General features: G+C 41.7%; 25 protein-coding genes. 13 read left to right on the top strand and 12 right to left on the bottom strand.

Features of this window, described 5'->3' with window-relative positions:
- The first annotated feature begins 61 nt into the window (after window positions 1-61).
- Window positions 62-1,144, top strand: coding sequence for a glycoside hydrolase family 43 protein (locus OU792_RS02015; RefSeq protein ID WP_274669325.1), 1,083 nt, complete (start codon window positions 62-64; stop codon window positions 1,142-1,144).
- A 24-nt stretch (window positions 1,145-1,168) separates the two neighbouring features.
- On the opposite strand, the gene OU792_RS02010 is transcribed toward OU792_RS02015, so the two are convergent.
- Window positions 1,169-2,143 (bottom strand): polyprenyl synthetase family protein, encoded by a 975-nt coding sequence (locus OU792_RS02010; RefSeq protein WP_274669324.1) that lies wholly within the window; start codon window positions 2,141-2,143, stop codon window positions 1,169-1,171.
- Between the two features lie 142 nt (window positions 2,144-2,285).
- Here OU792_RS02010 and OU792_RS02005 point away from each other — a divergent pair, with 142 nt between their 5' ends.
- Genes OU792_RS02005 through OU792_RS01995 form a run of 3 tightly spaced genes read left to right on the top strand, consistent with a single transcriptional unit; the run spans window position 2,286 to window position 5,579 of the window.
- A complete protein-coding gene (locus OU792_RS02005) occupies window positions 2,286-2,789 on the top strand; it encodes a DUF4199 domain-containing protein (protein WP_274669323.1) in 504 nt (167 codons plus the stop codon).
- Window positions 2,790-2,845: 56 nt separating this feature from the next.
- Entirely contained in the window at window positions 2,846-4,543 is a 1,698-nt protein-coding gene (locus OU792_RS02000) for a 1-acyl-sn-glycerol-3-phosphate acyltransferase (RefSeq protein ID WP_100628378.1), read from the top strand.
- Window positions 4,521-5,579: an NAD(P)H-dependent glycerol-3-phosphate dehydrogenase gene (locus tag OU792_RS01995; protein WP_222584554.1), complete on the top strand. Its 1,059-nt coding sequence runs from the start codon at window positions 4,521-4,523 to the stop codon at window positions 5,577-5,579. The genes OU792_RS02000 and OU792_RS01995 overlap by 23 nt, the downstream gene beginning before the upstream one ends.
- Window positions 5,580-5,622: 43 nt before the next feature.
- Here OU792_RS01995 and OU792_RS01990 read toward each other — a convergent pair whose 3' ends face one another.
- Both OU792_RS01990 and fbp read right to left on the bottom strand, forming a co-directional pair.
- Window positions 5,623-6,789: a PQQ-dependent sugar dehydrogenase gene (locus OU792_RS01990; protein WP_134202559.1), complete on the bottom strand. Its 1,167-nt coding sequence runs from the start codon at window positions 6,787-6,789 to the stop codon at window positions 5,623-5,625.
- A 60-nt stretch (window positions 6,790-6,849) separates the two neighbouring features.
- Window positions 6,850-7,887, bottom strand: coding sequence for a class 1 fructose-bisphosphatase (gene fbp / locus OU792_RS01985; protein WP_134202558.1), 1,038 nt, complete (start codon window positions 7,885-7,887; stop codon window positions 6,850-6,852).
- 58 nt (window positions 7,888-7,945) lie between these two features.
- Here fbp and OU792_RS01980 point away from each other — a divergent pair, with 58 nt between their 5' ends.
- Window positions 7,946-9,208 carry an aspartate kinase gene (locus OU792_RS01980; protein WP_274669322.1) on the top strand — a complete coding sequence of 421 codons (1,263 nt, stop codon included), beginning with the start codon at window positions 7,946-7,948 and terminating at the stop codon, window positions 9,206-9,208.
- A 122-nt stretch (window positions 9,209-9,330) separates the two neighbouring features.
- Window positions 9,331-10,458, top strand: a complete 1,128-nt coding sequence (locus tag OU792_RS01975) for a Gfo/Idh/MocA family protein (RefSeq protein WP_274669321.1) — start codon at window positions 9,331-9,333, stop codon at window positions 10,456-10,458.
- 27 nt (window positions 10,459-10,485) lie between these two features.
- On the opposite strand, the gene OU792_RS01970 is transcribed toward OU792_RS01975, so the two are convergent.
- Complete coding sequence (locus tag OU792_RS01970; RefSeq protein WP_274669320.1) at window positions 10,486-11,358, bottom strand: fructosamine kinase family protein; 873 nt, start codon at window positions 11,356-11,358, stop codon at window positions 10,486-10,488.
- Window positions 11,351-11,836: a low molecular weight protein-tyrosine-phosphatase gene (locus tag OU792_RS01965; RefSeq protein ID WP_026947947.1), complete on the bottom strand. Its 486-nt coding sequence runs from the start codon at window positions 11,834-11,836 to the stop codon at window positions 11,351-11,353. The genes OU792_RS01970 and OU792_RS01965 overlap by 8 nt, the downstream gene beginning before the upstream one ends.
- A 157-nt stretch (window positions 11,837-11,993) precedes the next feature.
- On the opposite strand from OU792_RS01965, the gene OU792_RS01960 reads away from it, so the two are divergent.
- From OU792_RS01960 to panB, 4 genes are read left to right on the top strand one after another with little or no spacing between them, the layout of a single operon-like run.
- On the top strand, window positions 11,994-13,229 hold the full coding sequence (locus OU792_RS01960; RefSeq protein ID WP_134202554.1) for a 3-deoxy-D-manno-octulosonic acid transferase: 1,236 nt from the start codon (window positions 11,994-11,996) through the stop codon (window positions 13,227-13,229).
- Window positions 13,230-14,156 carry a ribosome small subunit-dependent GTPase A gene (gene rsgA / locus OU792_RS01955; protein ID WP_134202553.1) on the top strand — a complete coding sequence of 309 codons (927 nt, stop codon included), beginning with the start codon at window positions 13,230-13,232 and terminating at the stop codon, window positions 14,154-14,156. It abuts the gene before it with no gap.
- Between the two features lie 56 nt (window positions 14,157-14,212).
- Window positions 14,213-14,704 carry a phosphoribosyltransferase family protein gene (locus OU792_RS01950; RefSeq protein ID WP_134202552.1) on the top strand — a complete coding sequence of 164 codons (492 nt, stop codon included), beginning with the start codon at window positions 14,213-14,215 and terminating at the stop codon, window positions 14,702-14,704.
- Between the two features lie 4 nt (window positions 14,705-14,708).
- Window positions 14,709-15,530, top strand: coding sequence for a 3-methyl-2-oxobutanoate hydroxymethyltransferase (gene panB, locus OU792_RS01945; protein WP_274669319.1), 822 nt, complete (start codon window positions 14,709-14,711; stop codon window positions 15,528-15,530).
- 55 nt (window positions 15,531-15,585) lie between these two features.
- On the opposite strand, the gene lipA is transcribed toward panB, so the two are convergent.
- Together lipA and OU792_RS01935 are read right to left on the bottom strand one after the other, a co-directional pair.
- Entirely contained in the window at window positions 15,586-16,464 is an 879-nt protein-coding gene (gene lipA / locus OU792_RS01940) for a lipoyl synthase (RefSeq protein WP_100628366.1), read from the bottom strand.
- Window positions 16,465-16,518: 54 nt separating this feature from the next.
- The gene (locus OU792_RS01935; RefSeq protein ID WP_134202551.1) at window positions 16,519-17,253 is read right to left on the bottom strand and encodes a hypothetical protein; all 735 of its coding nucleotides are present in this window, start codon (window positions 17,251-17,253) and stop codon (window positions 16,519-16,521) included.
- 152 nt (window positions 17,254-17,405) lie between these two features.
- On the opposite strand from OU792_RS01935, the gene sdaAA reads away from it, so the two are divergent.
- Window positions 17,406-18,314: an L-serine ammonia-lyase, iron-sulfur-dependent, subunit alpha gene (sdaAA, locus tag OU792_RS01930; protein WP_274669318.1), complete on the top strand. Its 909-nt coding sequence runs from the start codon at window positions 17,406-17,408 to the stop codon at window positions 18,312-18,314.
- Here sdaAA and OU792_RS01925 read toward each other — a convergent pair.
- From OU792_RS01925 to OU792_RS01905, 5 genes are all read right to left on the bottom strand, one after another.
- Window positions 18,303-18,761, bottom strand: a complete 459-nt coding sequence (locus OU792_RS01925; protein WP_134202550.1) for a hypothetical protein — start codon at window positions 18,759-18,761, stop codon at window positions 18,303-18,305. The genes sdaAA and OU792_RS01925 overlap by 12 nt on opposite strands.
- Window positions 18,762-18,848: 87 nt before the next feature.
- Window positions 18,849-19,790 (bottom strand): calcium/sodium antiporter, encoded by a 942-nt coding sequence (locus OU792_RS01920; RefSeq protein WP_134202549.1) that lies wholly within the window; start codon window positions 19,788-19,790, stop codon window positions 18,849-18,851.
- Between the two features lie 4 nt (window positions 19,791-19,794).
- Window positions 19,795-20,439: a uracil phosphoribosyltransferase gene (gene upp / locus OU792_RS01915; protein ID WP_274669317.1), complete on the bottom strand. Its 645-nt coding sequence runs from the start codon at window positions 20,437-20,439 to the stop codon at window positions 19,795-19,797.
- A gap of 66 nt (window positions 20,440-20,505) precedes the next feature.
- Complete coding sequence (locus OU792_RS01910; RefSeq protein ID WP_274669316.1) at window positions 20,506-21,798, bottom strand: OmpA family protein; 1,293 nt, start codon at window positions 21,796-21,798, stop codon at window positions 20,506-20,508.
- Window positions 21,799-21,913: 115 nt separating this feature from the next.
- Window positions 21,914-23,200, bottom strand: coding sequence for an OmpA family protein (locus OU792_RS01905; protein WP_134201433.1), 1,287 nt, complete (start codon window positions 23,198-23,200; stop codon window positions 21,914-21,916).
- Between the two features lie 170 nt (window positions 23,201-23,370).
- On the opposite strand from OU792_RS01905, the gene OU792_RS01900 reads away from it, so the two are divergent.
- Window positions 23,371-24,279 (top strand): M20/M25/M40 family metallo-hydrolase, encoded by a 909-nt coding sequence (locus OU792_RS01900; RefSeq protein ID WP_274669315.1) that lies wholly within the window; start codon window positions 23,371-23,373, stop codon window positions 24,277-24,279.
- A gap of 3 nt (window positions 24,280-24,282) precedes the next feature.
- The gene (gene hpt / locus OU792_RS01895; protein ID WP_274669314.1) at window positions 24,283-24,816 is read left to right on the top strand and encodes a hypoxanthine phosphoribosyltransferase; all 534 of its coding nucleotides are present in this window, start codon (window positions 24,283-24,285) and stop codon (window positions 24,814-24,816) included.
- Window positions 24,817-24,821 lie beyond the last annotated feature (5 nt).

The raw sequence follows: 24,821 nt of genomic DNA, 5'->3' as shown, positions 1-24,821 counted from the left end.
TGCATTTCGAAAACCAATATCCTTCACTATTTTCAACCTCTATTTCAAACCTAATCTAACCATGCGTCAATCAATCCCTTACCTTAGTTTGCTGGTCATTGCAGGAATCGCCTGTTCCCAGCCTCAAGAAACTACTCAGACAGTCGAGGCCGACTCCACCGCTTCTGAATTCGCTCATCCCCCACTTGTTGAACACATCTACACCGCCGATCCCTCAGCCCATGTTTTTGAAGGTAAAATCTTCATTTATCCATCGCACGATATTGAAACCGATGTAGCTCAAGATGACATGGGTTCGCATTTTGACATGAAGGATTACCATGTGCTTTCTATGGAAAGTCCGGGAGGACCAGTCACCGACCATGGAGTTGCGCTCAAACTCGAGGATGTGCCTTGGGCGGGTCGCCAGCTATGGGCACCGGATGCAGCAGAGAAAGATGGGAAGTATTACCTCTACTTCCCTGCCAAGGACAAGCAGGATATTTTCAAAATAGGAGTAGCAGTTTCTGATCGTCCGGAAGGACCTTTCAAAGCCGAGCCGGAACCCATCACTGGAACTTTCAGTATGGATCCCTCAGCTTTCCAGGATGGCGATGATTACTATCTTCTCTGGGGAGGAATCTGGGGCGGTCAGCTTCAATGGTATGAAGATCAAAAGCTGGTAGAAGGACGAAAAGGTCCAACAGATGGTATTCCAGCACCAGACGAAAAAGCCTTAATGCCATACATTGCCAAGCTTTCTGAGTCGATGACTGAAATCGATGAGACGCCAAAGGAAGTTTTGATTTTGGATGAAAATGGTGAGCCAATCAAAGCAGGAGACAATGATCGGAGGTTCTTTGAAGCAGCCTGGATGCATCAATACGAAGGAAAATACTACCTGTCCTATTCTACCGGTGACACCCATTTTATCGCTTATGCAACTGGAGACAGCCCTTATGGGCCTTTTACGTACCAGGGAAATGTCTTAGAACCAGTTCAGGGCTGGACCAATCATCATTCTATTGTGGAGTTTGAGGGCAAATGGTATCTTTTTTACCATGATACTGAGCTATCAGGAGAGACTCCACTTAGGAATATCAAAATGGCTGAGTTAACCCACCTACCTGACGGAAAAATTCAGAATATCAATCCCATGAAGTAATGCAAAAGCCGGATTCTGTCCGGCTTATTTCTTACGTTCGATGGTGTAACTGACGAGGTCTTTGAGGGATGTCTTAAATTCGGAATCAGGAAAGTCCTTTAGGATATCCAAAGCTTCTTGATAGAAGTCATTCATCTTCCCTTTGGCATATTCCAGTCCACCGCTTTTCTTCACAAAGTCAATTACCTGAGCTACAGCTTTCTTATCTTCTGATTTGTTTTTGATCAGGGAGATAATTCTTCTTTTTTCTAACCAGTCTGCATTTCTCAAGGCATAGATCAGCGGAAGTGTCATTTTCTTTTCCTTGATATCAATGCCTACGGGTTTACCGATTTCATCCTCCCCATAGTCGAAAAGGTCATCTTTGATCTGGAAAGCCATCCCGACTTTTTCTCCGAAATCACGCATTTTGCTTACGTTCTCCAAGTCGGCTCCCACACTTGATGCGCCAACTGCACAGCAAGAGGCGATGAGACTGGCTGTTTTTTGTCGGATAATCTCGTAATAAACATCTTCGTCTACATCCAGTTTTCGGGCTTTATAACTTTGCAGAAGTTCACCTTCTGACATTTCCCTTACGGCATTGGAGACGATTTGCAGCAGATTAAAGTCTCCATTGTCCACGGAAAGGAGTAGCCCCCTCGACAGCAGGTAATCCCCAACCAAAACGGCGATTTTGTTCTTCCAGAGTGCATTTACAGAAAAAAATCCCCGGCGGTAGTTCGCATCATCCACCACGTCATCATGCACTAGGGTAGCTGTATGAAGGAGTTCGATAAGCGCAGCTCCTCTGTGGGTAGAGTCGTTGATCTGTCCACAAACACCAGCTGTCAAAAACACAAACATGGGTCGCATCTGCTTACCCTTGCGCTTGACAATGTAATTGGTGATGTGGTCAAGGAGCTTGACTTTGCTCTTCATAAAATCCCTAAACTTCTGCTCGAATTCCATCATTTCGGCAGCAATCGGGACTTGGATTTGTTTGAGGTCAGGTTTCATCAGGAATGCGAGCGTAAAAATAGCATGCTTTGGGTGCAGTGCAAGAAATCTTTTGGCTTTACTGACAAACGGTCTACATCCCGAAACGTTTATAGATTTTCTGTATTTTGTATTTTATTGATTTATCATAACCCCCACTACGATGAAAAAGCTAAGTATTGAAATTAAATGGGCACTAATTTTTGTGGCTATGATGCTGATTTGGATGGTCTTTGAGAAATCCATGGGTTGGCACGATGAGAAGATTGCTGATCATGCTACTTATACCAATTTGGTAGCTATCCCCTCGATTCTGATTTATGTGTTAGCGCTTCGGGACAAAAAGAAGAATTTCTATGGAGGATACTTGAGTTTCAAGCAAGGCTTCGTATCAGGGATGATCATTACCTTGATTGTGGCCATGCTTACTCCATTGAGTCAGTATATCACCTCTACTTACATTACTCCCGACTATTTTTCCAATGTGATCGAATATTCAGTAAGCACTGGTATCATGGAGAGAAGCGCTGCAGAGGAGTTTTTCAATTTGAAAAGTTATATCATCCAAGCCACTATAGGAGCCTTCATTATGGGTTTGATTACCTCCTTGGTCGTAGCTTTTTTGGTGAAATCAAAAAAAGGTACACCTATGCCCTCTGCCAGCTAATCCTAATCTGACTAATTCTATTTATGTATCTTTGATTTTTCTAATCAATCTGCCCCTTGGAGGAAAAATATATCAAGCACAAATACGATCCTATCCTTCCTAGTAAGGATGAGTGGCCTGTTGTCAAATTGGCGCGTGAGCGAAAGGAATTTGTCAAAAAAGTATCTGAAAATGCTCAAGGTAGGATATTGAAGCTTACTTCCAACAATATGGAAATATTGAAGGAAGAGCTGGAAACTACTCGCTACCGAGAGAAGCTTCGAATCAAGCAAAATCCATGGGTGGTGGACCCAGATGATGAGGGAGCCTTTTGGGGAAAAGTCAAAGAGTCTCTTCTTCATGCGAGTTCGGAGACAAGCCTTTCCAAAAAGCAACGGGAAGCGATTTATAAGGAAATATTAGAATCCATTACTTCCCGGTATTCAGAGGAAATTGCCAGCAATTTTAAGCATCAGCATTACAAGTTTATTCGGAGCGTGGTCACCTTTGGATTTGCACGCTTGCTCAATGCGGCCCGGGTAAAAGGATTTCGATCCATTTTTTCCAATCAGTACACCCTACAGGATAAGATACAAATCACTGGGGAAACCGATCAACTCAGAGATTTGGCTACAAAAGGCACCATTGTGATGGTTCCTACGCACTTTTCCAATCTGGATAGTATTCTTATTGGGTGGATTATTTCAGTGCTAGGATTACCTCCATTTATCTATGGCGCTGGATTGAATCTCTTCAATATTTCCATTTTTGCCTACTTTATGAATGCGCTTGGAGCATATAAAGTAGATCGTCGAAAAAAGAATTTGGTCTACTTGGAGACCTTAAAAACCTATTCCAAAGAGGCTATTCAGTTCGGGTGTCATTCGCTCTTTTTCCCTGGAGGCACACGTAGCCGAAGCGGTATGATTGAGAGCAAACTCAAATTAGGCTTACTTAGCACAGCTATTGAAGCCCAGCGAAATAATTATCAGGAGGGCATCACCGGGATTTCAGGTAAAATCTTCGTGGTACCCGTCACGATCAACTATCACTTTGTCTTGGAGGCGCCTAGTCTAATACGAGATCACTTAAGTATCACCGGGCAGGAGCGCTATTACAAAGAGAATGATGAGTTCTCTACTTCTTACAAAATCTCGAAGTTCCTCGTCAAGTTTTTTACCAAGGGTTCAGATATTTCTGTTTCTGTTGGGAAAGCGATGGATGTCCTGGGAAATTATGTCAACGAAAAGGGGGAGAGCTTGGATCAGCATGGAAGAGTGATTGATACCAGTCATTATTTCAGATCAGGAGGCAAGGTGACTGTGGATTCTCAGCGAGAGGAAGAATACACCCACATGCTCGGAAGGAGAATTGTAGAGGAGTTTCACCGGATCAATCGGGTGTTTAGCTCACATTTGGTAGCCTTTACAGCATTCGAACTCATCAAAGCCAAAAACTCCAAATTGGATCTATTTGACTTGATTAGATTGCCAGAAGAGGAAATTTTTATTGAATATGAAGAATTCAAGGATGCTTGTCAGCGAGTGTATGATCAGATTCTAATTCTTCGTGAGCAGGGATTGATCAAAATTGCTCCACACATGAAGCGAAGTCTAGAGGAAATTATCGCTCATGGACTCGATAACGTGGGGATGTATCATGCCAAGCGGCCTTTGATCCGAAATAAAAAAGGTCAAATAGTGACCGAGGACATGAGTTTACTTTATTTCTATCACAATAGACTACACGGCTATGAGCTCGAGAACCTTTTCTGATTCATCATTGATCGGTGTAGTAGGCGTAGGTTCTTTTGGGACCGTCATCGCCAATATGCTTGCTGAAAAAAACCAAGTTTTGGTTTATGCAAGAAATGCTGAGGTCGTTGCAGAGATTAATGAAAATCATACGGCGCAGGGCAAATCAATGCATGAATCCATTGTGGCTACACAGGATCCTCAGCAGCTTTGTGAATCCTGCCAAACCATTTTTTTCATGGTTCCCAGTTCGGCATTTCAGGATGTCGCCAGGAAATTCTCTCCTTTCCTTCAGCCCTATCATTTAGTCATTCACGGTACGAAGGGACTTTGTCTGGATTTGCCTGAAGGGCAAAGTTTGGATGAGGTGAAAAACCTTGACCGTAACCGCATTCTGACCATGAGCGAAGTGCTACAGAAAGAGACTGTGGCAGTTCGCGTGGGTTGCCTAGCCGGACCGAATATCGCAAAGGAGCTTTCCAAAGGTCAACCTGCAGCAACGGTGATTTCTTCTAAGTTCAACGAGGTGATTTTGGAAGGTCAGCGTTTGCTTCGATCTGAAAAATTCCAGGTTTACGGCAATTCCGACATCATCGGAGTAGAGCTAAGTGGGGTATTGAAGAATATCATTGCCATAGCTGCAGGAGCACTGGCAGGTTTGGGTTTGGGAGAAAATGCCAAAGGGCTACTTATTTCCCGTGGGATGGTGGAGATGGTACATTTAAGTCGTGCCTTAGGAGGTAGTGTGAAATCAGCCTTTGGGCTAGCTGGTGTGGGGGATTTGGTGACCACTTGCAACTCGGTGAATTCTCGAAATTTCACGGTAGGCTATCGCCTTGCAAAGGGAGAAAAATTACCTCAGATCCTAGATGAAATGGAAGAAGTGGCAGAGGGAATTAATACTGTGAAAATTATCAAAGGTTTTTTGGAGGCATCAGATTTACGAGCACCAATTACAGAAAACCTGTACCGGGTTTTGTTTGAAGATCTGGAGATAGAGGAAGCACTTCAGTTTCTGATGAAATACCCTTTCAACGTGGATGTTGACTTCGTATAGACATAAAAAAAGCTCTTCATTTTGAAGAGCTTTTTTGTTGGTTTTATTCCACAGGCAGAAGTTTGACTAGCAGGCCTGTTCCTTCTGTGATGGCGTAAAGATATCCATCCGGACTTTCAGATACTTGTCTCACTCGTCCGATGTCTTGGAACATCACTTCTTGTGAAAGTGCAGTTGCTCCATCCATGTCTACTCGGTTGATGTGCATTTTTGCTAAAGCTCCTATCAAAATATCTCCTTTCCAGTTGGGATATCTGTCAGAAGTGACCATAGTCATGCCGCAAGTTGCGATTGATGGCACGTAATAAGTGACAGGCTGTTCCATCCCTTCTTTTTCGGTGATTTCAGTGATTGGTGTTCCATCGTAATTTTGCCCGTAAGTAATCACAGGCCAACCGTAGTTTTTGCCTTTTTCGATCAGGTTGAGTTCATCACCACCCATTGGGCCGTGCTCTGCTTCCCAAAGTCTGTTATTCGCTTTGTCAAAATATAATCCTTGTGGATTTCTATTTCCATAAGACCAAATGGAACCTACTGCGCCTTCCTCATTGACAAAAGGATTGTCTGCAGGAATTCTACCATCGTCATGAATTCTGTGAACTTTTCCATGAGCATTGGTCAAGGTTTGAGCATTTTCAGGCTTATTTCCTTTGTCTCCATTGGAAAAATAGAGATAGCCTTCATTATCAAATACAATGCGGCTTCCAAAGTGACGTCCACCTTCCCATTCAGGCATGGCCACAATGAGCTCTTCCTGATCAATTGCATTATTGTTGTCATCAAGCTTAAAACGCATAATCGTTAAAGCCCCTTTATTGTCAGGGAATGGCTTTGCGTAAGCAATGTAAATCCAGCCATTCTCAGCATGATTTGGATGTGCTGCGACATCCAAAAGACCTGCTTGATTCACTTCATGAACTTCCGGAAGACCTGTCACTTTTTGACCGGTAAATTCATCGTTTTCGAAAATCAATATTTCACCTTTTCGCTCAGTTACGAGCATTTTTCCATCCGAAAGCCAAGTCATACCCCATGGGCTCTCGAATTCGGTGAATAGTGTATCTACTTTGATAAGGTGCTTTTCAGTTTGCTGTGCGAAAGTAGGGTCTACTGGCTCAGGCTGATTGATATCATCTGCTTCCTTTGTTGCGCAGGAAACAGTGGCTAGCATTCCAGCACCGATCAATATCCAAAGATTGTATCTGTTCATATCATTTAGGTTTGAAATCCGAAGGTACAGTTTCTAGTACAAATTTCAATCAGAATGGTTTTAAACGGTCGCAGAGATCTTCGATTTTTCGATGTGCTTAATCGCTTGGTCAACCATTTCTTCTGAGCCGATAAATAGTGGTGTACGCTGGTGAAGGGAGTCGGGGAGAATATCCAAAATTCTGGATTTTCCATCCGTAGCTTTTGCTCCTGCCTGCTCTGCAATAAAGGCCAATGCATTTGCTTCATATAATAACCGGAGCTTACCATTGGGGTTGTTTTTAGTCGCTGGATACAGGTAAATGCCTCCCTTAAGCAAGTTTCGATGAAAGTCAGCCACCAAAGACCCAATATAGCGGGCCGCATATCGTTTTGATTTACATTCATCAATGTAATCCTTGATACCTTCCTGCCAATCCAGCTCCAATCCTTCGTTAATGGAATAGATTTTTCCTGATTTGGGCGCCTTGATTTGTGGGTGTGAAAGAAAAAACTCCCCTAGGCTGGTCTCATAGGTGAACCCATTTACTCCAAAGCCGGTGGTATATACCAGCATGGTAGAAGAACCATAGAGTACATACCCTGCTGCTACTTGCTCCGAACCTGGTTGCATGATATCTTCCATCTGAATGGGACTTCCAAGTGGAGTCTTTCGTCTGTAAATTGAAAAAATCGTCCCTATGCTGATATTTACGTCAATATTTGAGCTTCCATCCAAAGGGTCAATGGCCACGACGTATTTGCCGGATTTATTTTTCAGGTCGATGACAGCATCCTCTTCTTCAGAAACAATGGCGCACACTTCACCGCCTTTGCTCAGTGCGCGCATAAATCGGATATTGGCGATCACATCCAGCTTTTGTTGCTCTTCGCCTTGGACATTGGTTTGACCAAAAGCCCCGCCAATATTGGCTAGGCCTGCACGATTTGTTTCCCGGTTCACGATCTTTGCTGCAAGGGCAATATCTCGCAAAAGTTGGGAGAGTTCTCCGGAGGCAAAAGGAAAATCGCTTTGTTTGAATTTGATAAAGCGATCAAGGGTGGTGCCCACAGAGTAGGCCATGCCACTCTGATCGGGTTGATAAGGATTAATTTTCATTATTAGAAAAGTACAATATTTGGGTTTATATTCTTCTCGAAATTAGAAAGAAAATTGGATGGCAAAAACAATCGTTTTCAAATTTGGTGGAGCATCCGTCAAAGATGCTGAATCTATAAAAAACTTAGCTGAAATTTTGCGTAATCGATTGCGTAATTCGACGCTTTTAGTCATTTCAGCAATGGGGAAGACGACCAATGCACTGGAAAAATTACTACAGTTTCGATTGGATAATTTGGATATATCTTCAAATTATACAATTTTAAAAAATTTTCATTTGGAAATATGCCAAGCGCTTTTTCCTTCTGGCCATCCTGTATTTTCCAGAGTAAAAAATCTCTTTGTTCAACTGAGCCATGAACTCGAAAAGCCCATCAGCCCTGAGAATTATGATGAGGCCTACGATCGGATAATTTGCTTTGGAGAATTGATTTCCAGTCGGATTGTGGCAGAGTATCTCTGTGAAATAGGGTTGATTGTGGTCTGGCAGGATGCCAGGGAATTGATTAAAACAGACTCCAATTTTCGCTTTGCAAATGTGGATTGGGAGAAAACCAGAAAGAAGTCAAAAAAGATGCTTGAACCTGTTTTGGAAAAGTTTCCGGTAATAACTCAGGGTTTCATAGGGAGTGATTCTGGGGGGAAGACCACTACTTTGGGAAGGGAAGGATCGGATTTCTCCGCGGCTATATTGGCATCCTGTCTTGATGCTCGATCAGTGACTATCTGGAAGGATGTGCCCGGAGTACTCAATGCAGATCCAAAGCTTTTCCCGGAATCGGTGCTTTTTGATGAATTGGATTACCTTCAGGCCGCTCAGATGACTTTTTATGGAGCTACCGTGATTCACCCAAAGACGATCAAGCCTCTTGCCAATCGTAAAATTCCGCTTTTTGTCAAGTCTTTTTTGAAGCCGGATGAGTCGGGTACCAAGATCCATGATACAGGAGCGCCTAATTTGTTACCTACGATTATTTTGAAGCAAAATCAGATATTGGTCACGTTCCGGGTTACGGATTTCACTTTTCTCAATGAGTCACATATTCATGTGATCTATCAGCAATTAGATGAGTTAAAGTTGCAGGTTAATCTTTTACAGACCACTGCGATGGGGGTTTCACTCGTTTTGGATGATCAGCTATTTAAACTGGAAAAATTGATTTTAGCTTTAAAAGGCAGTTTTACCATTCGTTACAATGATGGCTTGGAGCTTTTGACTGTTTTAAATCCTCAATTGGCTGATCTGAATTTATTTACTAAAGACCGGGAAGTGCTATTGGAACAAAGTAGCCGACATGCTTTCCAAATTGTCAGGAGATAGTGCGGAGAAGAAATGGAATAGTCTTCTTTGGGAGGAATTTTGTATTTTCATTCCTGCTCTCATTTTACATGAAGCCTTTCTAGAAAAAGTCTTTCATGAAACCTTCAAAAAAAGAAAAGATTATGAAGTCAAGAAGATCATTTTTGCTCAAGACAGGCCTTTCAGCACTTGCTATTGCGGTGCCAAAAATTGAAAGTTTTTCAGGGGGATCGCCAAAAAAATTTGCTGCTATCAGACCCGTTCAAGATGGTCCTGTTTTGAAAGTAGCCTTGATGGGATTGGGGAGTTATGCAGCTCGTGTTGCAGATGCAATGCAAAGCTGGAAGCGTGCAAAAATTACAGGATTGATTAGTGGCACTCCTTCCAAACTGGAGTCCTGGAGTAAAAAATATGCTGTTCCTGCGGCTAATTGCTATAATTACGATACCTACCATCAGATAAAAGACAATCCGGATATTGATGCTGTTTATGTCATCACACCCAATGCTTTGCATAAACCGCATGCATTGGGAGTGGCTGCAGCTGGAAAGCATGTGATTTGTGAGAAGCCCATGTCAGTCAATGCTAGTGATGCGAAGGAAATGGTGGAATTTTGTGAAAAAGCTGGAGTTCATTTGCTAATCGGCTACCGGATGCATTTTGAGGCAAATACTTTAAAAGTGGTCAATATGAGGCGAGATGGTGCATTTGGGGAAATTAAATTTTTCCAAGGGCTGAGTGGTTTCCGCATTGGTGATCCGAATCAATGGCGGCTCAATGCTGAGTTAGCAGGTGGTGGAGCAATGATGGATATCGGGATTTATTCTATCAATGGTGCCCGATATATGGTAGGAGAGGAGCCTATTTGGGTTACAGCTCAAGAAGTCAAAACAGACCCTGTAAAGTTTAAGGAAGGGGTCGATGAGACCATCACTTTCCAAATGGGTTTTCCTTCAGGGGTTGTAGCTTCTTGTCTTTCGACTTACAGCATGAATAATTTGGATAAGTTCTTCCTCAATGGAACCAATGGATATGCCGAAATGCAACCTTCCACAGGCTATGGACCTATCAAGGGGCGTACACATCAAGGGCCATTGGATGAACCTCATGTAACCCATCAAACTACCCAGATGGATGAGATGGCGGCGATTATTTTGAATGGAAAGAAAGCATCGATCCCAGTAGATGGAGAGGAAGGATTGAAAGATATGGTCATCATCGACGCGATTTATAAAGCAGTGAAAACGGGTGGAAAGGTTGATTTGGTTTAGGATTAATTCCACAAATCAATGATGGCTCTATTGAAAGCGGTTAATGATTTTTTGAATTCCCGGCAGATAGGCTTCTCCGAATAAATTGAGGTGAACCAAAAGGGGGTACAGATTATAAACTCCAATTCTCGACTCGAATTCCGGTTCCAGGGGAAGGGCTGATTCGTAGGAATCATAGAATTGCCGGTCAAATCCCCCAAACAATCTGCTGAAAGCCAGATCCATTTCCCGGTGTCCAAAATAGATGGCAGGGTCGATCAGGCTCGGTTCCCCCGAATCTGTGGGTATTACATTCCCGCTCCAAAGATCACCATGTACGAGTGAGGGTTTTTCTTTCGGGAAAATACCTTCGAGTTTGGGATAGATTTCCTGGAATTTTTTCAGAAAATCCAAAGGAATCAAGCGGTCAAAATAAGCCTTTCCCAAAAGGGGCTCCAAGCGCTGTTCAATAAAAAAGTCTAGCCAGTCATCTGTATCGGGATTCTTTTGATAGAGGGAAGCGATGAAATTATCAGATTCCAGACCAAAAGTCTCCCGCTGAGTCAGGTGAAGATGGGCTAATCCGATGCCAAGATTTTCCCAGTAGTTGGGTTGCTTTTTACCGCCAGCTAAGAACTCTGTGAGCAAATAATTGTAATCGTCTACTCGACCATACCCGTAGACTTCCGGTACCTTCAGGAAGGTTGATTTTCTCAGCAGATCCAAGCCTTGAGCTTCACGTGCTAAAATATCTTTTTCGTGATCAAAGTTGAGTTTCAGAAAAAATGTACCCTCTGAACAGGCAAGTCTGATTCCTTGGTTGTGATTGCCTGCAGCGATGAGTGTGGCAGACTTAAATTCTGCCAAAGGGCCTAGTGTCTGGAAAAGAATTTGTTCATAAATCCCATTCAAATCAAGCATAAAGCTGATGTCGTTCTTTCAATTCCTGTAAAAAATCTTCTATGGCCCGATCTAAAATATCATAGATTTTGTGGAATTCTTCTTCACCGCCATAATAGGGGTCTGGAACTGGTTGGCCTTTTTCTTCCTCCACAAAATCCCGCATGAGATAGATGATTTTGTCGGGGAAACCATATCTGATTTTAAGTTTATCTAGATTTTGGAGATTCTGATTGTCCATGGCGATGATGTAATCAAACTCACGGAAATCCACACGGTTTACTTGCCTCCCACGATGTTTGATCGACATGCCGTAATGTTTTGCACAGCGAATAGTCCGTTCATCAGGGAGCTCCCCGATGTGAAAGTCAGAAGTGCCAGCACTGTCAGACTTGAAGAAAGAATCAAGCCCTTTGTTATGGATTTTATGATTAAAAATTGCTTCAGCTAGAGGCGATCGGCAAATATTTCCAAGACAGACAAAAAGAACCTTAATCATGTATTCTGCATTCTCATTTTAAAGTTTACCCAAGAGGTAACTTTGAAATTAAAAATTTTTAAATGTAATCGAACAAAAGAGCACCCATATTTTTAAAAAAATATGAATGAGAAGCTACTAATTTTAAATCTTCTCTAGGGAAAGCTTAATTTTAGCCATGCAATGGATCTACAATTTCTTTCTTCGGGTGGTGGAATTTCTTTTTCCAGTTGCAGCTATATTTTCTACTAAGATCGCTGATTTTGTAAAGGGGAGGGAAGGCCTCTTTGAGCGATTGAGAACTTTTGTTCTTGATCCTGAAAGACCTGTAATCTGGTTTCATGTCGCCTCTTTGGGGGAATATGAGCAGGCGAGGCCGGTGATGAGCGGATGGAAGCGGCGAAAGCCTGAAGTACAGATTTTGGTCAGTTTCTTTTCACCTTCAGGATTTGAGCCAATCTCAAAAAAGAATGAACCGGTCCTTGATTTTATCACTTACCTGCCACTTGACAGGCCTAGTTATGCTAGGAAATTTCTTGATATCGTTCGGCCGGACATTATTTACTTCGTCAAGTATGATCTTTGGTTTAATTTTCTCAAAGAAAGCTCTTCTCGTGGTATTCCTCTCTACTTGATTTCTGCAAGCTTTCGGGAAGATCAGGTTTATTTTAGGCGAAAGGGATTTTTCAGAGCTCCAATATTTTTCTTTGACCATATTTTCACTCAAAATGAGGAAAGTGATAAGCTCCTTGAAGGAATCAATTTTCAATCTTACACAAGAGTTGGTGATACTCGCTTTGATCGGGTAGCGGAGACCGCTAGGGTTCCGAAGAGATTCCCCCAAATCGAAACTTGGCTAGGGGAAAAGCCTGCGGTCGTTCTAGGTTCTGTTTGGCAAGAAGATATGGATTTACTCATTCCTTTGATCAATCAAAATATAGACTTCAAGTGGATCATTGCTCCGCATAGTATGAACCCAGGGCCAATGCAAAGTTGGGAATCTCAAATAAAGGCCGAATGTCAATTTTATACCTCCTGGGATCAGAAGAAAACCACGGAGGTGCTAATTATTGATACCATCGGAATGCTCGCCTCTTTGTATCAATTTGCACAGGTTTCCTATGTAGGAGGTGCATTCGGAGAGGGCTTACACAATATCTTGGAGTCGATTGGCTTTGGCACTCCTGTTATTTTTGGGAGGGTTCGAAAAGTAGGAAAATTTCCTGAGGCTCAAGAGTCAATCAAACAGGGTTGTGGATTTGAAGTGGAGGATTTCTCAGCACTAAAAACTGCTTTTGATTCTTTAAAGAATCCAGAAAACTTGGAGAGAAGTAGGATTTCAGCAAATTCTTGGGTAGAAAGCAATCGGGGTGCGACTGAAAGAATTTTGGATTTTACCGATAACTTGCAATAAATGAAGGGAAGAGTAATCAAATCCACTGGTAGCTGGTACACCGTGAACGCCGAAGGAAAGTACATTCAGGCAAGGTTAAAGGGGAAATTCAAGCAGCAAGACTTGAAGCTCACCAATCCTATATCCGTGGGAGACTGGGTTGAGCTTGATGTTGAACCGGGACAGGAGACTGCTGTCATTCGGAGTATTTTACCACGTGAAAATTATGTGATCCGCAAGTCTACTCGAAATCAACACTTTTCCCATATCATTGCCAGTAATCTGGATCAGGCCATGTTGATCATCACCATGGAGCAACCCCGGACCTCTACTGGATTTATCGATCGCTTTCTCGTCAGTACAGAAAGTTTCAGGATTCCAGCCATACTTGTGGTCAACAAAATGGACTTGCTGCAATCGAAGAAAAAAGGCAAAGAATGGCTCGAGAACTTGCATGAAATTTATGATCCTCTGGATATTCCTGTGATAGAAATTTCTGCTCAAAGTGATCAGGACCTTTCGTCCCGTTTCCAAGAGTTACTTCGAGAGAAATCCACCCTGATAGCGGGGCATTCTGGAGTAGGGAAATCTACACTTTTGAATAAGTTGGTACCAAAAGCAAAGCAAAGCACCCAAGAAATATCCAAGTTTAGCAGCAAGGGAGTTCACACCACGACTTTCGCAGAACTTTTTGAACTTGATGGAGGTGGAGATCTGATTGATACTCCTGGGATCAAGGAATTTGGGATTTTGGATATCGAAGAAAATGAGCTCTCCCACTATTTTCCAGAGATGAGAGCCTATTTAGGTCATTGTAAGTTTCACAATTGCCGTCACGTCAATGAGCCGGGCTGTGTCGTACTCGAAAAGCTAGAAGAAGGGGAAATTCACCCTAGCAGATACCGGAGCTATCTGAATATGCTGGAGGAGGAGGAAAGCCATCGCTAAAAATTGATTTTGAAAGCAAGGCAAATAGGCCTAATTTTCATTTTCAAAATTTTATCATGAGCGAAGTACTCAACGACAAACAAATCCGGCAGAAAATAACCCGGATGGCTTTCGAAATCTACGAGCGTAATCTTCACACGAAAGGTGTTGTTTTCGCAGGTGTGACTGGTATGGGTTTGATCCTATCTGAGCTTTTGGCTAAAGAGCTAAGTCATATATCCGAATTGCAGGTAGAACAATTGCAGGTACAATTGGATAAGTCTGATGTTGCTAATTCTAAGATTTCACTTTCCCAAAACCTGGATTTAACAGGGAAGAGCCTGATTCTCGTAGATGATGTCCTAAATACAGGTAGGACTGTGGCTTATGCAATGAAGCCATTTTTGCAGGAGGAAATTAGTAAAATGGAGTTGGCTGTTTTGGTAAATAGAGCCCATGGTTTATTTCCTTTAAGACCTGATTACACAGGTTTTGAACTCTCTACTACGCTCAATGAGCACATCCGAGTAGATCTTTCCTCGTCAAGCTATTCTGTACACTTACACTGATATCATGTCTGTTCACTCCTCTTCTTCGGTCAAACGAGTCACTACCCATATTCTTCAGGAAATGAAAGATAGTGGGGAGAAAATATCCATGTTGACAGCCTACGATTTTTCGATGGCTAAAATTGTGGACAGTGCAGGAATTGATATTGTTTTAGTAGGTGACTCAGCTTCCAATGTGATGGCAGGCCATGAGACCACACTTCCAATTACTTTGGATCAGATGATTTATCATGCCTCCTCGGTGGTGCGAGCAGTCAAAAGAGCTTTTATTGTGGTAGATATTCCATTTGGACACTATCAGGGAAACAGCTCGGAGGCATTGCGATCTGCTATCCGAATCATGAAAGAGTCCGGTGCCCATGCCGTCAAGGTAGAAGGGGGCTCTGAGATCAAAGAGTCAGTTAGCAGAATTCTAAGTGCAGGTGTCCCCGTCATGGGGCACTTGGGTTTGACTCCTCAGTCTATTTATAAATTTGGGACCTACACTGTCAGAGCAAAGGAAGAAGCAGAGGCAAAGAAGCTTTTGGAAGATGCACAAATGCTAGAGCAATGCGGATGTTTTGCGATTGTCCTTGAAAAGATACCTGCTGCCTTGGCACAGAAAGTGGCTGAATCTGTGAAAATCCCTGTGATTGGGATAGGAGCAGGTCCCGATGTAGATGGTCAGGTATTGGTCATGCACGATATGCTGGGGATTACTCAGGAGTTTAAGCCACGCTTTTTGCGGCAATATGCTGACCTTCAGTCTATAATGACTGAAGCCTTCCAAAACTATATAAAAGACGTGAAGGATAGAAAATTTCCTACCAAGTTTGAAAGCTATTGATTTACTGAATACTTCTAAATCAAAAAAGCCATCTGAGAAGATGGCTTTTGGTTTTTTAAACATTTACATGCCGCTCGGCATGATAGGAGGATCGGACAAGTGGGCCTGACTCCACATATTTTAATCCTCTCTTCAATCCTTCCTCACGATAGTGATCAAAAAGATCCGGATGAATGAATTCTGCAACTTCAATATGCATTTTGGTAGGTTGGAGGTATTGTCCTAATGTCAGGATATCACATCCATGGGCTACCAAATCATCCATCGCTTTGTAAACCTCATCTTTGGTTTCTCCAAGGCCTAGCATGATACCAGTCTTGGTTCGTTTTCCATACTCTTTGGTCAATTTAATCTGCTCCAAAGAACGATTGTATTTAGCCTGAGGTCTTACTCTTCTGTAGAGACTTTCCACAGTTTCCATATTATGAGAAACGACTTCCTGTCCTGCACTGATCATTCGGTATAATGCATCCCAATTTGCCTTGACATCGGGAATAAGTGTTTCTATGGTTGTTTCTGGAGAAAGCTCTTTGGTCTGTACAACTGTCTGATACCAAATTTCGGCGCCGCGATCTTTACGCTCATCTCGATTGACTGAGGTAATTACTGCATGCTTGACCCCCATCAATTTGATGGCCTCAGCCACCCTTCTTGGCTCGTCTTCATCATACTCAGGTGGCCTACCTGTCGCGACAGCACAGAAGGAACAAGATCGGGTACATACATTTCCCAAAATCATAAAGGTAGCAGTACCAGCACCCCAACACTCACCCATGTTGGGACAGTTTCCACTTTCGCAAATCGTGTGAAGTTTATGTTGATCGACAAGTTTGCGAACTTTGGCATACTCCTTACCCACTGGAAGCTTGACTCTCAGCCAATTAGGCTTTTTTCTGCGAGTTGATTCCTCGGATATTACGGGTAATTCTATCATTCTATTGGATTTTCAGGGTCAAAATTAAATTTTATTCCGGGAAATACCACCAGTCTATTTTCGGAATCCGTAGTAGAAGGTGAAATAGGCAGCTTGGAAAAACTGACGATTTTCAGCAGTGGGTATCAATGGAATTTCCTTGTTAAAACCTTCAATCATGTATCCTAGTTCCAAGCCGGTGACATTGCTTCTAAAGACTCCAAATTCAAGATTGATGGCTGCTTTTGCATTTGCACCTATTGCAAGTTGAGATTCCCCAAGTCCTTCGAACAATCTTCCTGTTCCTAGAATATTAAACCGGCTTTGATGTACTTCAGGGTTATATTGTTCTCTTACTGTTTCCAGTCTATTTACTGCATATTCAATGTAATATGGGGCGATCAAACCAATACTTGGACCAACTGCAGCCAGGGCAGAGACTTGCACACCTTGATTTGGTGCTTTTCGGAAGAGGATCACTTCCCGTCCATATTGTGGTCTTATGGAGTACAGATAATTGGATTTTCCAAAGATGTAACTATTGCCTAATACAGTATTGTAGCGGACTTCTTTGGGATTCTTGACATTGGCTAGTTCTACAGCAAAGAAGCTGAACTGTTCATCAGATATCCTTGTACCAACTTTAAACATCAGGCCTCCAATCAGACCTCCATTGGTATTTTTATTTAGCCCAAAAATGAACTCTTTATCGTATTCATAATTACCGGCATCTTCTCGTTGCGCTAAAACTTCTGAAAAGGAAGCTACAAAAAAGAGAGCCAAAATGAATTTTATACGTATTGATATCATGGGAGCTTTTATTACCCTATTTTTGGTTACCTATTTAACTGAAAATTAAAAGTAAGAGTTTAGACTCGTGATAAAAAGTGCCTATCTGGAATTTTAATCTATGTATTAATCAGGTAATTCTAGATTCCTAGAACCTATAAACCCAAATTACTATGTGTTTTTTATTCAACAGTTTTCGGGAATGGAAGTCCTACTGTGAAGAAAAGGATGTTTCATTGCCTCAATCGGTCATTGAATACGAATGTGAGCAAAAAGGAGCAACTCCAGAAAAAATTCAGGCTGGCCTGCTTCAAGCCTACCAAGTGATGAAGGAAGCAGTTCATACCGGACTGGAAAAAGACATGAAGTCTAGGTCTGGAATGATAGATAATGGAGCCAAAAAGGTTTTCAATCATCCCTTGACGGTACTATCTCCAGAATTTCAAAAATTAATCAGTCGAGCTTTAGCTGCAAAGGAAGTAAACTCTTGTATGGGAAGGGTAGTCGCAGCTCCGACTGCAGGAGCATCCGGGATCTTACCCGGAACAATGGTTACTCTTCAGGAGATTCACGGATTATCTGATGAAAAGATTGCAGAGGGCCTTCTGGTAGGTGCAGGAATCGCTTTGATTATTGAGCAAAAAGCGAGTTTGGCGGGTGCAGTAGGAGGTTGCCAAGCAGAAACTGGCTCTGCCGCAGCAATGGCCTCAGGAGCGATAGTTTACTGCTTGGGAGGTTCTTTAGACCAAGTTTTTAATGCAGTAGCTATCACCATACAATGTATGCTAGGCCTAGTCTGTGATCCTGTAGCTGGGTTAGTAGAAGTCCCTTGTGTAGTCAGAAATGCTAGTGCTGCTAGTATTGCTTTTAGCTCAGCTCAAATTGCCTTGGCGCAAGTATCAGCTGTGATTCCTGTAGATGAGTGCATAGAGGCTATGGGAGAGATTGGAGCTTCAATGGAAAGTCGCTACAAGGAAACAGCTCTAGGAGGCTTGGCTGCTACACTTACCGGTCAGCAAATTTCCGAACGCGTACTGATCCAAGATATTGAAATTTTACCAGATGAGGAGTTACCCGATTAGGGCCTTGAAGAAAGGAATTTCTAGAATTTGATCGATACTCAGGCTAAATACTGTAGCCCAAAAAATAGCACTCCATAGCATGTGGAAGTAGATCTGTCGTTTTTTGGAACCGAAAGAGACCAGGATCAAAGTTCCTCCGATCGGAGTGAAAATCAGTGGCGTCAGGAAAGCAATTCCAATTTCACCGTATTTTTTCCATAAGGTTACGATCTTTCTATTTTTTGGGGTAAAAATTGGTTTTTTCTTTCTGATGCGTAATAGGAGCTTCTCTTTAAACTTTTTCCCTAAAAGCGTAAAAATCAAAACGCTGGACATCATTCCTGCCACTGTTACTAAGATGGTGGTCACCACCCCAAAACCTGCAGCAGGTGCTAGTACAGGCCCAGCAATAAATTTGAAGTAAGAGAGGAAATAGATTCCTAGAAGGCTGATAATTGACTCTTTCATATGTCTGTAATTGATTTTCAGAGGTCATATGGAATCTCGCTTGGTTGATCGTCATACAAGTGTGGGATGCACACATCATGCTCGATTTCATAGAAGGAAAAACATGTATGCCAAATAGGTCAAGAAGAGGATACTTCCTTCCATTTTTGAAATCTGCATTTTGGTTTTGATCAATGGAAATAATAAAACTGTAATTCCAATCATCCACCAAAAATCAACTCGGATAAATTCATCGGCTACGCTTATGGGTTCAATTATGGCAGTAATACCAATGATGGAAAGGATATTCATAATATTACTCCCGAGGATATTTCCTAGGGCCATATCCGTTTCCTTGGCCAATGCGGCCATGATTGAGGTGATCAATTCCGGAAGGCTTGTACCAATGGCTATGATGGTCACACCTATCACCCGTTCAGAGACTCCAAAATTACGTGAAATCAAAACTGCATTTTCCACTAGAAGGTCTGATCCAAAATACAAGCCTATAATACCTCCGAAAAAGAAAAGGATAGCTTTCCACCAAGGGAAATTTTTGACTTGTTCGATTTCCTCTTCTACCTCTTTGGATTCCTTCACTACTCCTTTTTTTTCCAACCAAAAGAGGTAAATATTGAAGCTGACAAAGGCAATGAACATGGCGATTCCCTCCCAGCGGTCTACCATTCCATTCACACTCACGAGATAAAAAACACCAGTTACTATCAATGTAATTAAATATTCGAAACGAATATGTCGTTTGGTGATTTTGGTTGGGTAAAAGAGTCCGCTAAGTCCTAAGACTAGACCTAGATTGGCAATATTTGATCCTACCACATTTCCTATGGATATATCGCTATTTCCTTTCAGAGCGGCATTGATACTCACCAAAAGTTCAGGTGCTGAAGTTCCAAAGGCTACAATCGTCAGACCAATCAGCCCCGCACTCATTCCTAGCTTGACAGCAATTCCCGAGGCACCATCTACCAAGAATTTCCCGCCTAACAATAGAATGGCAAGTCCTGCTATTAATAGCAAATATTCAGTCATGATTTTAAAGTTTTGGGCCGAAAGCTAAGTCTCCGGCATCACCTAGACCAGGTAGTATATATGCTTGCTCATTCAAGCCCTGATCCAGTGCTCCTATCCACACTTGATGAGGTATAGATAAGTTTTCTTTGATATAGGCTAACCCTTCAGGTGCAGCGACTACAGCTGCTATGTGGATTTTCCTGGGTTTACCGTTGATGAATAGGCTTTCAAGAGATTTGATGAAGGATTTTCCTGTGGCAAGCATTGGATCAATGATTATCAAAGTTTTCCCTTCAAGGTCTGGACTGGCATAATAACCTAGGTTTATTTCAAGATCATCCTTGTTTCCTTCCTGTCTATAAGCTCCGATAAATCCATTCTCTGCTTTGTCAAAAAAGTCCAAAAAACCCTGATAGAAAGGTAAGGAGGCTCTAAGTACTGAAACCAAAACGACTTGCTCATCGAGTTGCAATACGTTAGTTTTCATTAAAGGGGTTTCAATTTCTACTGCTTTATATTCCAGATTTTTGGAAAGTTCATAAGCTAAAATATTACCCAACCTTCTCAAATTAGTTCGAAACCGCATTGAATCAGTTTGAATATTTCTGTCTCTTAATTCTGAAAGAAATTGAGAGGCAATTGAAGGTGTCTCTGATAAAACAAACATAAAGCGAATTTAAAAGAAAAAACCCAGCTTTGGAGTAAGCTGGGTTTTTGAATCTATGATCTTTTTTTAATTCAGGTTAAATGAAACCCTTCGGGCCATCTGTCTTGCGTCTTCAGAATTTTTATCGACGCTTGTATCTTCTCCGTAGCCCTTATAGCTGATTCGGCTACTATCGATTCCTGAGGCAATCAGCAAGTCATAGACAGCTTTAGCTCTTTTTTCAGAAAGTTTAATATTATAATCTTCTGAGCCTAATTCATCTGCATAGCCCATTATTTCCAGTGAAATCCCTGGATTCTTCTTCAGGAAGTTTGATACAAACTGAGCTGCAGAAACCGAATACTGAAGCGGTTTGGATGAGTCGAATCCAAAGTATACGTTTACAAATTGATCGTCAATTGCCTTTCGAAGGTAATCGATGGGTTCGCTGATTTCTTCAATAGGGCATCCTTGGTTCGCTGATGGACCTGGAAGGAATGGACAGTTGTCCTCATGATCTGCTAACCCGTCTCCATCTGAATCCAGCGTAATTCCTGAAGAGTTTACACGTGCATTTGCAGGAGTATTTGGCTCTTTGTCTAAGTAGTCAGGAATCCCGTCTCCATCAGAATCCTTTAGCATATCTTTTATTTCTCCGATTTGAGTGGCAAGTTCCTCTTTGGTAGCATAGCGATCAGCTGCAATGTACCAATCAGCATGTTCTTCTTTAGAACCTAGATATACATTCACCCCAAAAGTACCCGTCCACCAGACTCCAGTTGCATGGACAAATGGGTTTTCAGGAACAATAGGTTGAAATGGAGCATTAAACATGCGGCCGTCAAAAGTATAGGTCTGTCGCCCGTTAACAATCATTGAAATATCTCCCTTGAGAGCTATCCTTGAACTTATACGATATTGTGCTGTCAATCCAGAAATTATATTGTAGTGATAGTCAGGTTCAGATGGTAGTGCTCCCTCATCAAAAGTCATTCTTCCAAATCCTGCACCAAGATGTCCCAAAAATCCAAGTTTTGGTGCGAAAGACTCGAAGCTTAGCATTCTACCAAAATTGGCTACGCCTTGGAGGTCTACCCGAACATAATCAGTATCAAAAGGTAGACTTACACCCTTAGCTTCCGAAAAACTTCCAAAACCTAAATCCCCTTTTACCCCAAAATACTCATTAAACATGTAGCGGGCTCCAAGATTCACATGCCCGATATTTAAGGTGGGTGAAAGATAATTTCTAGATAGTGGGGACATAGACTTATTGAAGCCTGCGTCTATCTCAAGAGACCATCGATTGAAGTCTTGTTGGGCAACTGACGCCAAACAAGTACCGACCAAAATTAAGATGGTTAGGAAACGTTTTTTCATTTTGAAATTATTGATTGAGTAGGATGAATTTCCAAAAATATGGATTTTTATTCATTTGAGTTAAAACAAAAAAACCCACATGTTTCCATGTGGGTTTTTAAGAGTATTTTTCTGGTTATTTTACTTCGAAAGAAGCTCTTCTCGCCATTTGACGAGCATCAGCAGATGACTTGTCTACGCTAGTATCTTCGCCATATCCTTTGTAAGACAATCTTGAAGCATCTACTCCTGCAGCAACCATTAGGTCATATACTGCTTTTGCTCTTCTTTCAGAAAGCTTCATGTTGTAATCTTCTGGACCTAGCTCATCAGCATATCCTTTGATTTCAACACTTACTCCAGGATTTCTCTTAAGGAAGTTAGCAACATAATTAGCAGCACTTACAGAGTAGCCAAGCGGCTTAGCACTATCGAATGCATAGAATACGTTTACGTAACCATCATTGATCGCTTTCTTCAAGTAATCAACTTCTTCTCTTTCTTCTACTACAGGACATCCGTTTGTAGAAGCAGGACCTGGCTGGAATGGACAGTTGTCCATATGATCTGGAGTTCCATCACCATCAGAGTCAAGAGTTGTTCCGAAAGAATTTACACGAGCACCTGCTGGAGTATTTGGTTCTTTATCCAAATAATCTGGAACACCGTCTCCATCAGAGTCCTTCAACATATCTTTGATTCCATTGATCTGAGAAGCAAGCTCTTCTTTGGTAGCATATTTGTCAGCAGCGATATACCAATCAGCATGCTCGTCATTAGAACCAAGGTAGAAATTCAGACCAAGAGTTCCTGTCCACCAAGTACCGTTAGCTCCGTAGAATCCATTGTCGATATCAGGTCTGATAGCTTCAGCACCATCCCAAGTAACAGTCTGACGACCATTAAGGATAGTTGAAATATCACCTACTAAAGCAATGTTTTTAGAAAGCTTCAACTGTGGTGTGATTCCGAAGATCAATGTGTAAACATTGTCGTCAAAATCGTTGAAAGTGTTCATTTCTGGGTTAACAAGACCAATACCCGCTCCACCGTGTAGAAGAAGACCGAAGGATCTTGAGAAAGATTCGAAATTCATGATTCTTCCCACATTAGCAACACCCTGCATATTCAATCTGAAATACTTCGTGTCAAACTCTTGGCTTTGAGAATCAGCACCACGCGCCTCACGCATAGATCCAAATCCGTAGTCAAGCTTAAGACCGAACTTTTCGTTGAACATGTACCGGGCGCCAAATTCGATGTGGCCTAGGTTTAGGGTAGGAGACAAGAAGTTTCGATTAAGCGGAGCCATTGGCTTGTTAAAGCCACCTCCAACTTCTACCGACCACTTGTCGAATTCCTGTGCATTAGCTCCAATAGCTAAAGCACCTGCCATTAATGTTGAGAGTATTAGTTTTTTCATAACAAAAAATTTTTGTCCAAATTTTAAGTGTTTGATTGATGTGAGTACAAATTTATAAACTTTTAACTTACTGCAAATCTAGATGAATTATTTAATTCCCAATTAAGGAAATAAATATTACAATAGATTTTTTCAAATATTAATGAAAATGTAACATAATTTATGCCAGAATGAAAATTTTGCATCATCTTTTAAAACAATCAAGTGTTTCGGGAAACGAATCCCAAATCGGCCAATTCCTTTTAGATACGATAGAACAACGAAAGAATGACTGGAAAGTTTGCCCGCAAATTTATTCTGGGGAAGATTTCCACGATTGTATCTTATTGAAATTTGGAAATCCTAGAACAGCGCTTTTTGCGCATATGGATACAATAGGGTTTATGACCCGGTATGAAAATCAATTAATTCCAGTGGGTGGGCCTGAAACTGAAGACGGGATGCTGTTAATTGGAGAGGATGAATTGGGTCCGATTGAATGTCGATTAAGAGTTGAGGATGATTCCCTTTTTCACGATTTCCAACGTCCCATTCAACCAGGTACTTATTTATCATTCGCTCAGAATATCCGAGTGGATGGGGAATTTATTCAAGCTGCGTATTTAGATAATAGACTTGGGCTTTATACAGCATTACAAGTTTGCGAAAATTTAGAACATGGATGGGTCGTATTTAGTACTTATGAAGAACACGGTGGAGGAAGTATGCCCTTTCTTCTTAAGTTTATCCAAGAAAATCATCCAATTCGACAGGCTCTTATAGCGGATATTACTTGGGTGACTGAAGGGGTAGTTCCTCACGAGGGCGTAGCTATTTCCATCCGGGACCGATACATTCCTCGAAGAAAATTCATCGACCGCGTAATTGCTTTAGCTACGCAAAGTAAAATACCTTTTCAGTTGGAGGTAGAGGCTTCAGGAGGAAGTGATGGAAGAGAAATCCAATTTTCTCCTTATCCAATAGATTGGTGCTTCGTAGGAGCGGCGGAGGATTATGTTCATTCCCCGGATGAGAAGGTCTCCCTAGCAGATTTGGACTCAATGATTAAAATGCACCAATATTTAATGAAACACCTTTAATATATGAGTAAGAAAATCCATGATAAATCTTTTGAAATTTTTCTGACCAAAGAAGAGATTGAGTCCAGAGTTTCTTCTCTGGGAGCTCAGATAAAAAAAGATTTTGTAAGAAAAGATCCTGTATTGCTTGGAGTATTGAAAGGTTGCTTTGTTTTTATGGCTGATTTAACGAGAGCGATTGACCTTTCATTAGAGGTGTCTTTTATAAGACTACAGTCCTATGAAGGATTTCATTCCACTGGCAAACCCCAAATTTCCCTTTCAATAAAGGAAAAACTTGAAGGAAGGGATATTCTTATTGTAGAAGACATAGTTGACACAGGTAACAGTATTTATCACCTCAAAAAAGAGCTGGAAGACCTAAAACCGAGCTCTGTTTCAATAGTAGCATTGCTTTACAAACCAGATGCTTTCCGGTTTAATTACCCGATTGATTATGTCGGTTTTGAAATTCCGAATAAATTTGTCGTCGGTTATGGGCTGGATTATGATGACTTAGGTCGAAACCTGCCTGACATTTACCAAGTAATTGATTGAAAATT

It is taken from the genome of Algoriphagus sp. NF, from assembly GCF_028823735.1.
GTDB classification, from domain to species: Bacteria; Bacteroidota; Bacteroidia; order Cytophagales; family Cyclobacteriaceae; genus Algoriphagus; species Algoriphagus marincola.
Note: the sequence above shows the minus strand (reverse complement) of the source record. Positions and strands in the feature narration are given on the sequence as shown.

Excerpts from the sequence above, each read along its gene's own strand:
- OU792_RS01995 (WP_222584554.1), top strand. The coding sequence starts at position 4,521 with ATGAGCTCGAGAACCTTTTCTGATTCATCATTGATCGGTGTAGTAGGC.
- OU792_RS02010 (WP_274669324.1), bottom strand. The coding sequence starts at position 2,143 with ATGAAACCTGACCTCAAACAAATCCAAGTCCCGATTGCTGCCGAAATG.
- OU792_RS01905 (WP_134201433.1), bottom strand. The coding sequence starts at position 23,200 with ATGAAAAAACTAATACTCTCAACATTAATGGCAGGTGCTTTAGCTATT.
- OU792_RS01910 (WP_274669316.1), bottom strand. The coding sequence starts at position 21,798 with ATGAAAAAACGTTTCCTAACCATCTTAATTTTGGTCGGTACTTGTTTG.
- OU792_RS01925 (WP_134202550.1), bottom strand. The coding sequence starts at position 18,761 with ATGAAAGAGTCAATTATCAGCCTTCTAGGAATCTATTTCCTCTCTTAC.
- panB (WP_274669319.1), top strand. The coding sequence starts at position 14,709 with ATGTCTGTTCACTCCTCTTCTTCGGTCAAACGAGTCACTACCCATATT.
- hpt (WP_274669314.1), top strand. The coding sequence starts at position 24,283 with ATGAGTAAGAAAATCCATGATAAATCTTTTGAAATTTTTCTGACCAAA.
- OU792_RS01970 (WP_274669320.1), bottom strand. The coding sequence starts at position 11,358 with ATGCTTGATTTGAATGGGATTTATGAACAAATTCTTTTCCAGACACTA.
- OU792_RS01935 (WP_134202551.1), bottom strand. The coding sequence starts at position 17,253 with ATGATATCAATACGTATAAAATTCATTTTGGCTCTCTTTTTTGTAGCT.
- OU792_RS01960 (WP_134202554.1), top strand. The coding sequence starts at position 11,994 with ATGCAATGGATCTACAATTTCTTTCTTCGGGTGGTGGAATTTCTTTTT.
- fbp (WP_134202558.1), bottom strand. The coding sequence starts at position 7,887 with ATGAAAATTAATCCTTATCAACCCGATCAGAGTGGCATGGCCTACTCT.
- upp (WP_274669317.1), bottom strand. The coding sequence starts at position 20,439 with ATGTTTGTTTTATCAGAGACACCTTCAATTGCCTCTCAATTTCTTTCA.
- OU792_RS01975 (WP_274669321.1), top strand. The coding sequence starts at position 9,331 with ATGAAGTCAAGAAGATCATTTTTGCTCAAGACAGGCCTTTCAGCACTT.
- OU792_RS01920 (WP_134202549.1), bottom strand. The coding sequence starts at position 19,790 with ATGACTGAATATTTGCTATTAATAGCAGGACTTGCCATTCTATTGTTA.
- OU792_RS02005 (WP_274669323.1), top strand. The coding sequence starts at position 2,286 with ATGAAAAAGCTAAGTATTGAAATTAAATGGGCACTAATTTTTGTGGCT.
- OU792_RS01950 (WP_134202552.1), top strand. The coding sequence starts at position 14,213 with ATGAGCGAAGTACTCAACGACAAACAAATCCGGCAGAAAATAACCCGG.
- OU792_RS01980 (WP_274669322.1), top strand. The coding sequence starts at position 7,946 with ATGGCAAAAACAATCGTTTTCAAATTTGGTGGAGCATCCGTCAAAGAT.
- OU792_RS01990 (WP_134202559.1), bottom strand. The coding sequence starts at position 6,789 with ATGAACAGATACAATCTTTGGATATTGATCGGTGCTGGAATGCTAGCC.
- sdaAA (WP_274669318.1), top strand. The coding sequence starts at position 17,406 with ATGTGTTTTTTATTCAACAGTTTTCGGGAATGGAAGTCCTACTGTGAA.
- rsgA (WP_134202553.1), top strand. The coding sequence starts at position 13,230 with ATGAAGGGAAGAGTAATCAAATCCACTGGTAGCTGGTACACCGTGAAC.
- lipA (WP_100628366.1), bottom strand. The coding sequence starts at position 16,464 with ATGATAGAATTACCCGTAATATCCGAGGAATCAACTCGCAGAAAAAAG.
- OU792_RS01900 (WP_274669315.1), top strand. The coding sequence starts at position 23,371 with ATGAAAATTTTGCATCATCTTTTAAAACAATCAAGTGTTTCGGGAAAC.
- OU792_RS01965 (WP_026947947.1), bottom strand. The coding sequence starts at position 11,836 with ATGATTAAGGTTCTTTTTGTCTGTCTTGGAAATATTTGCCGATCGCCT.
- OU792_RS02015 (WP_274669325.1), top strand. The coding sequence starts at position 62 with ATGCGTCAATCAATCCCTTACCTTAGTTTGCTGGTCATTGCAGGAATC.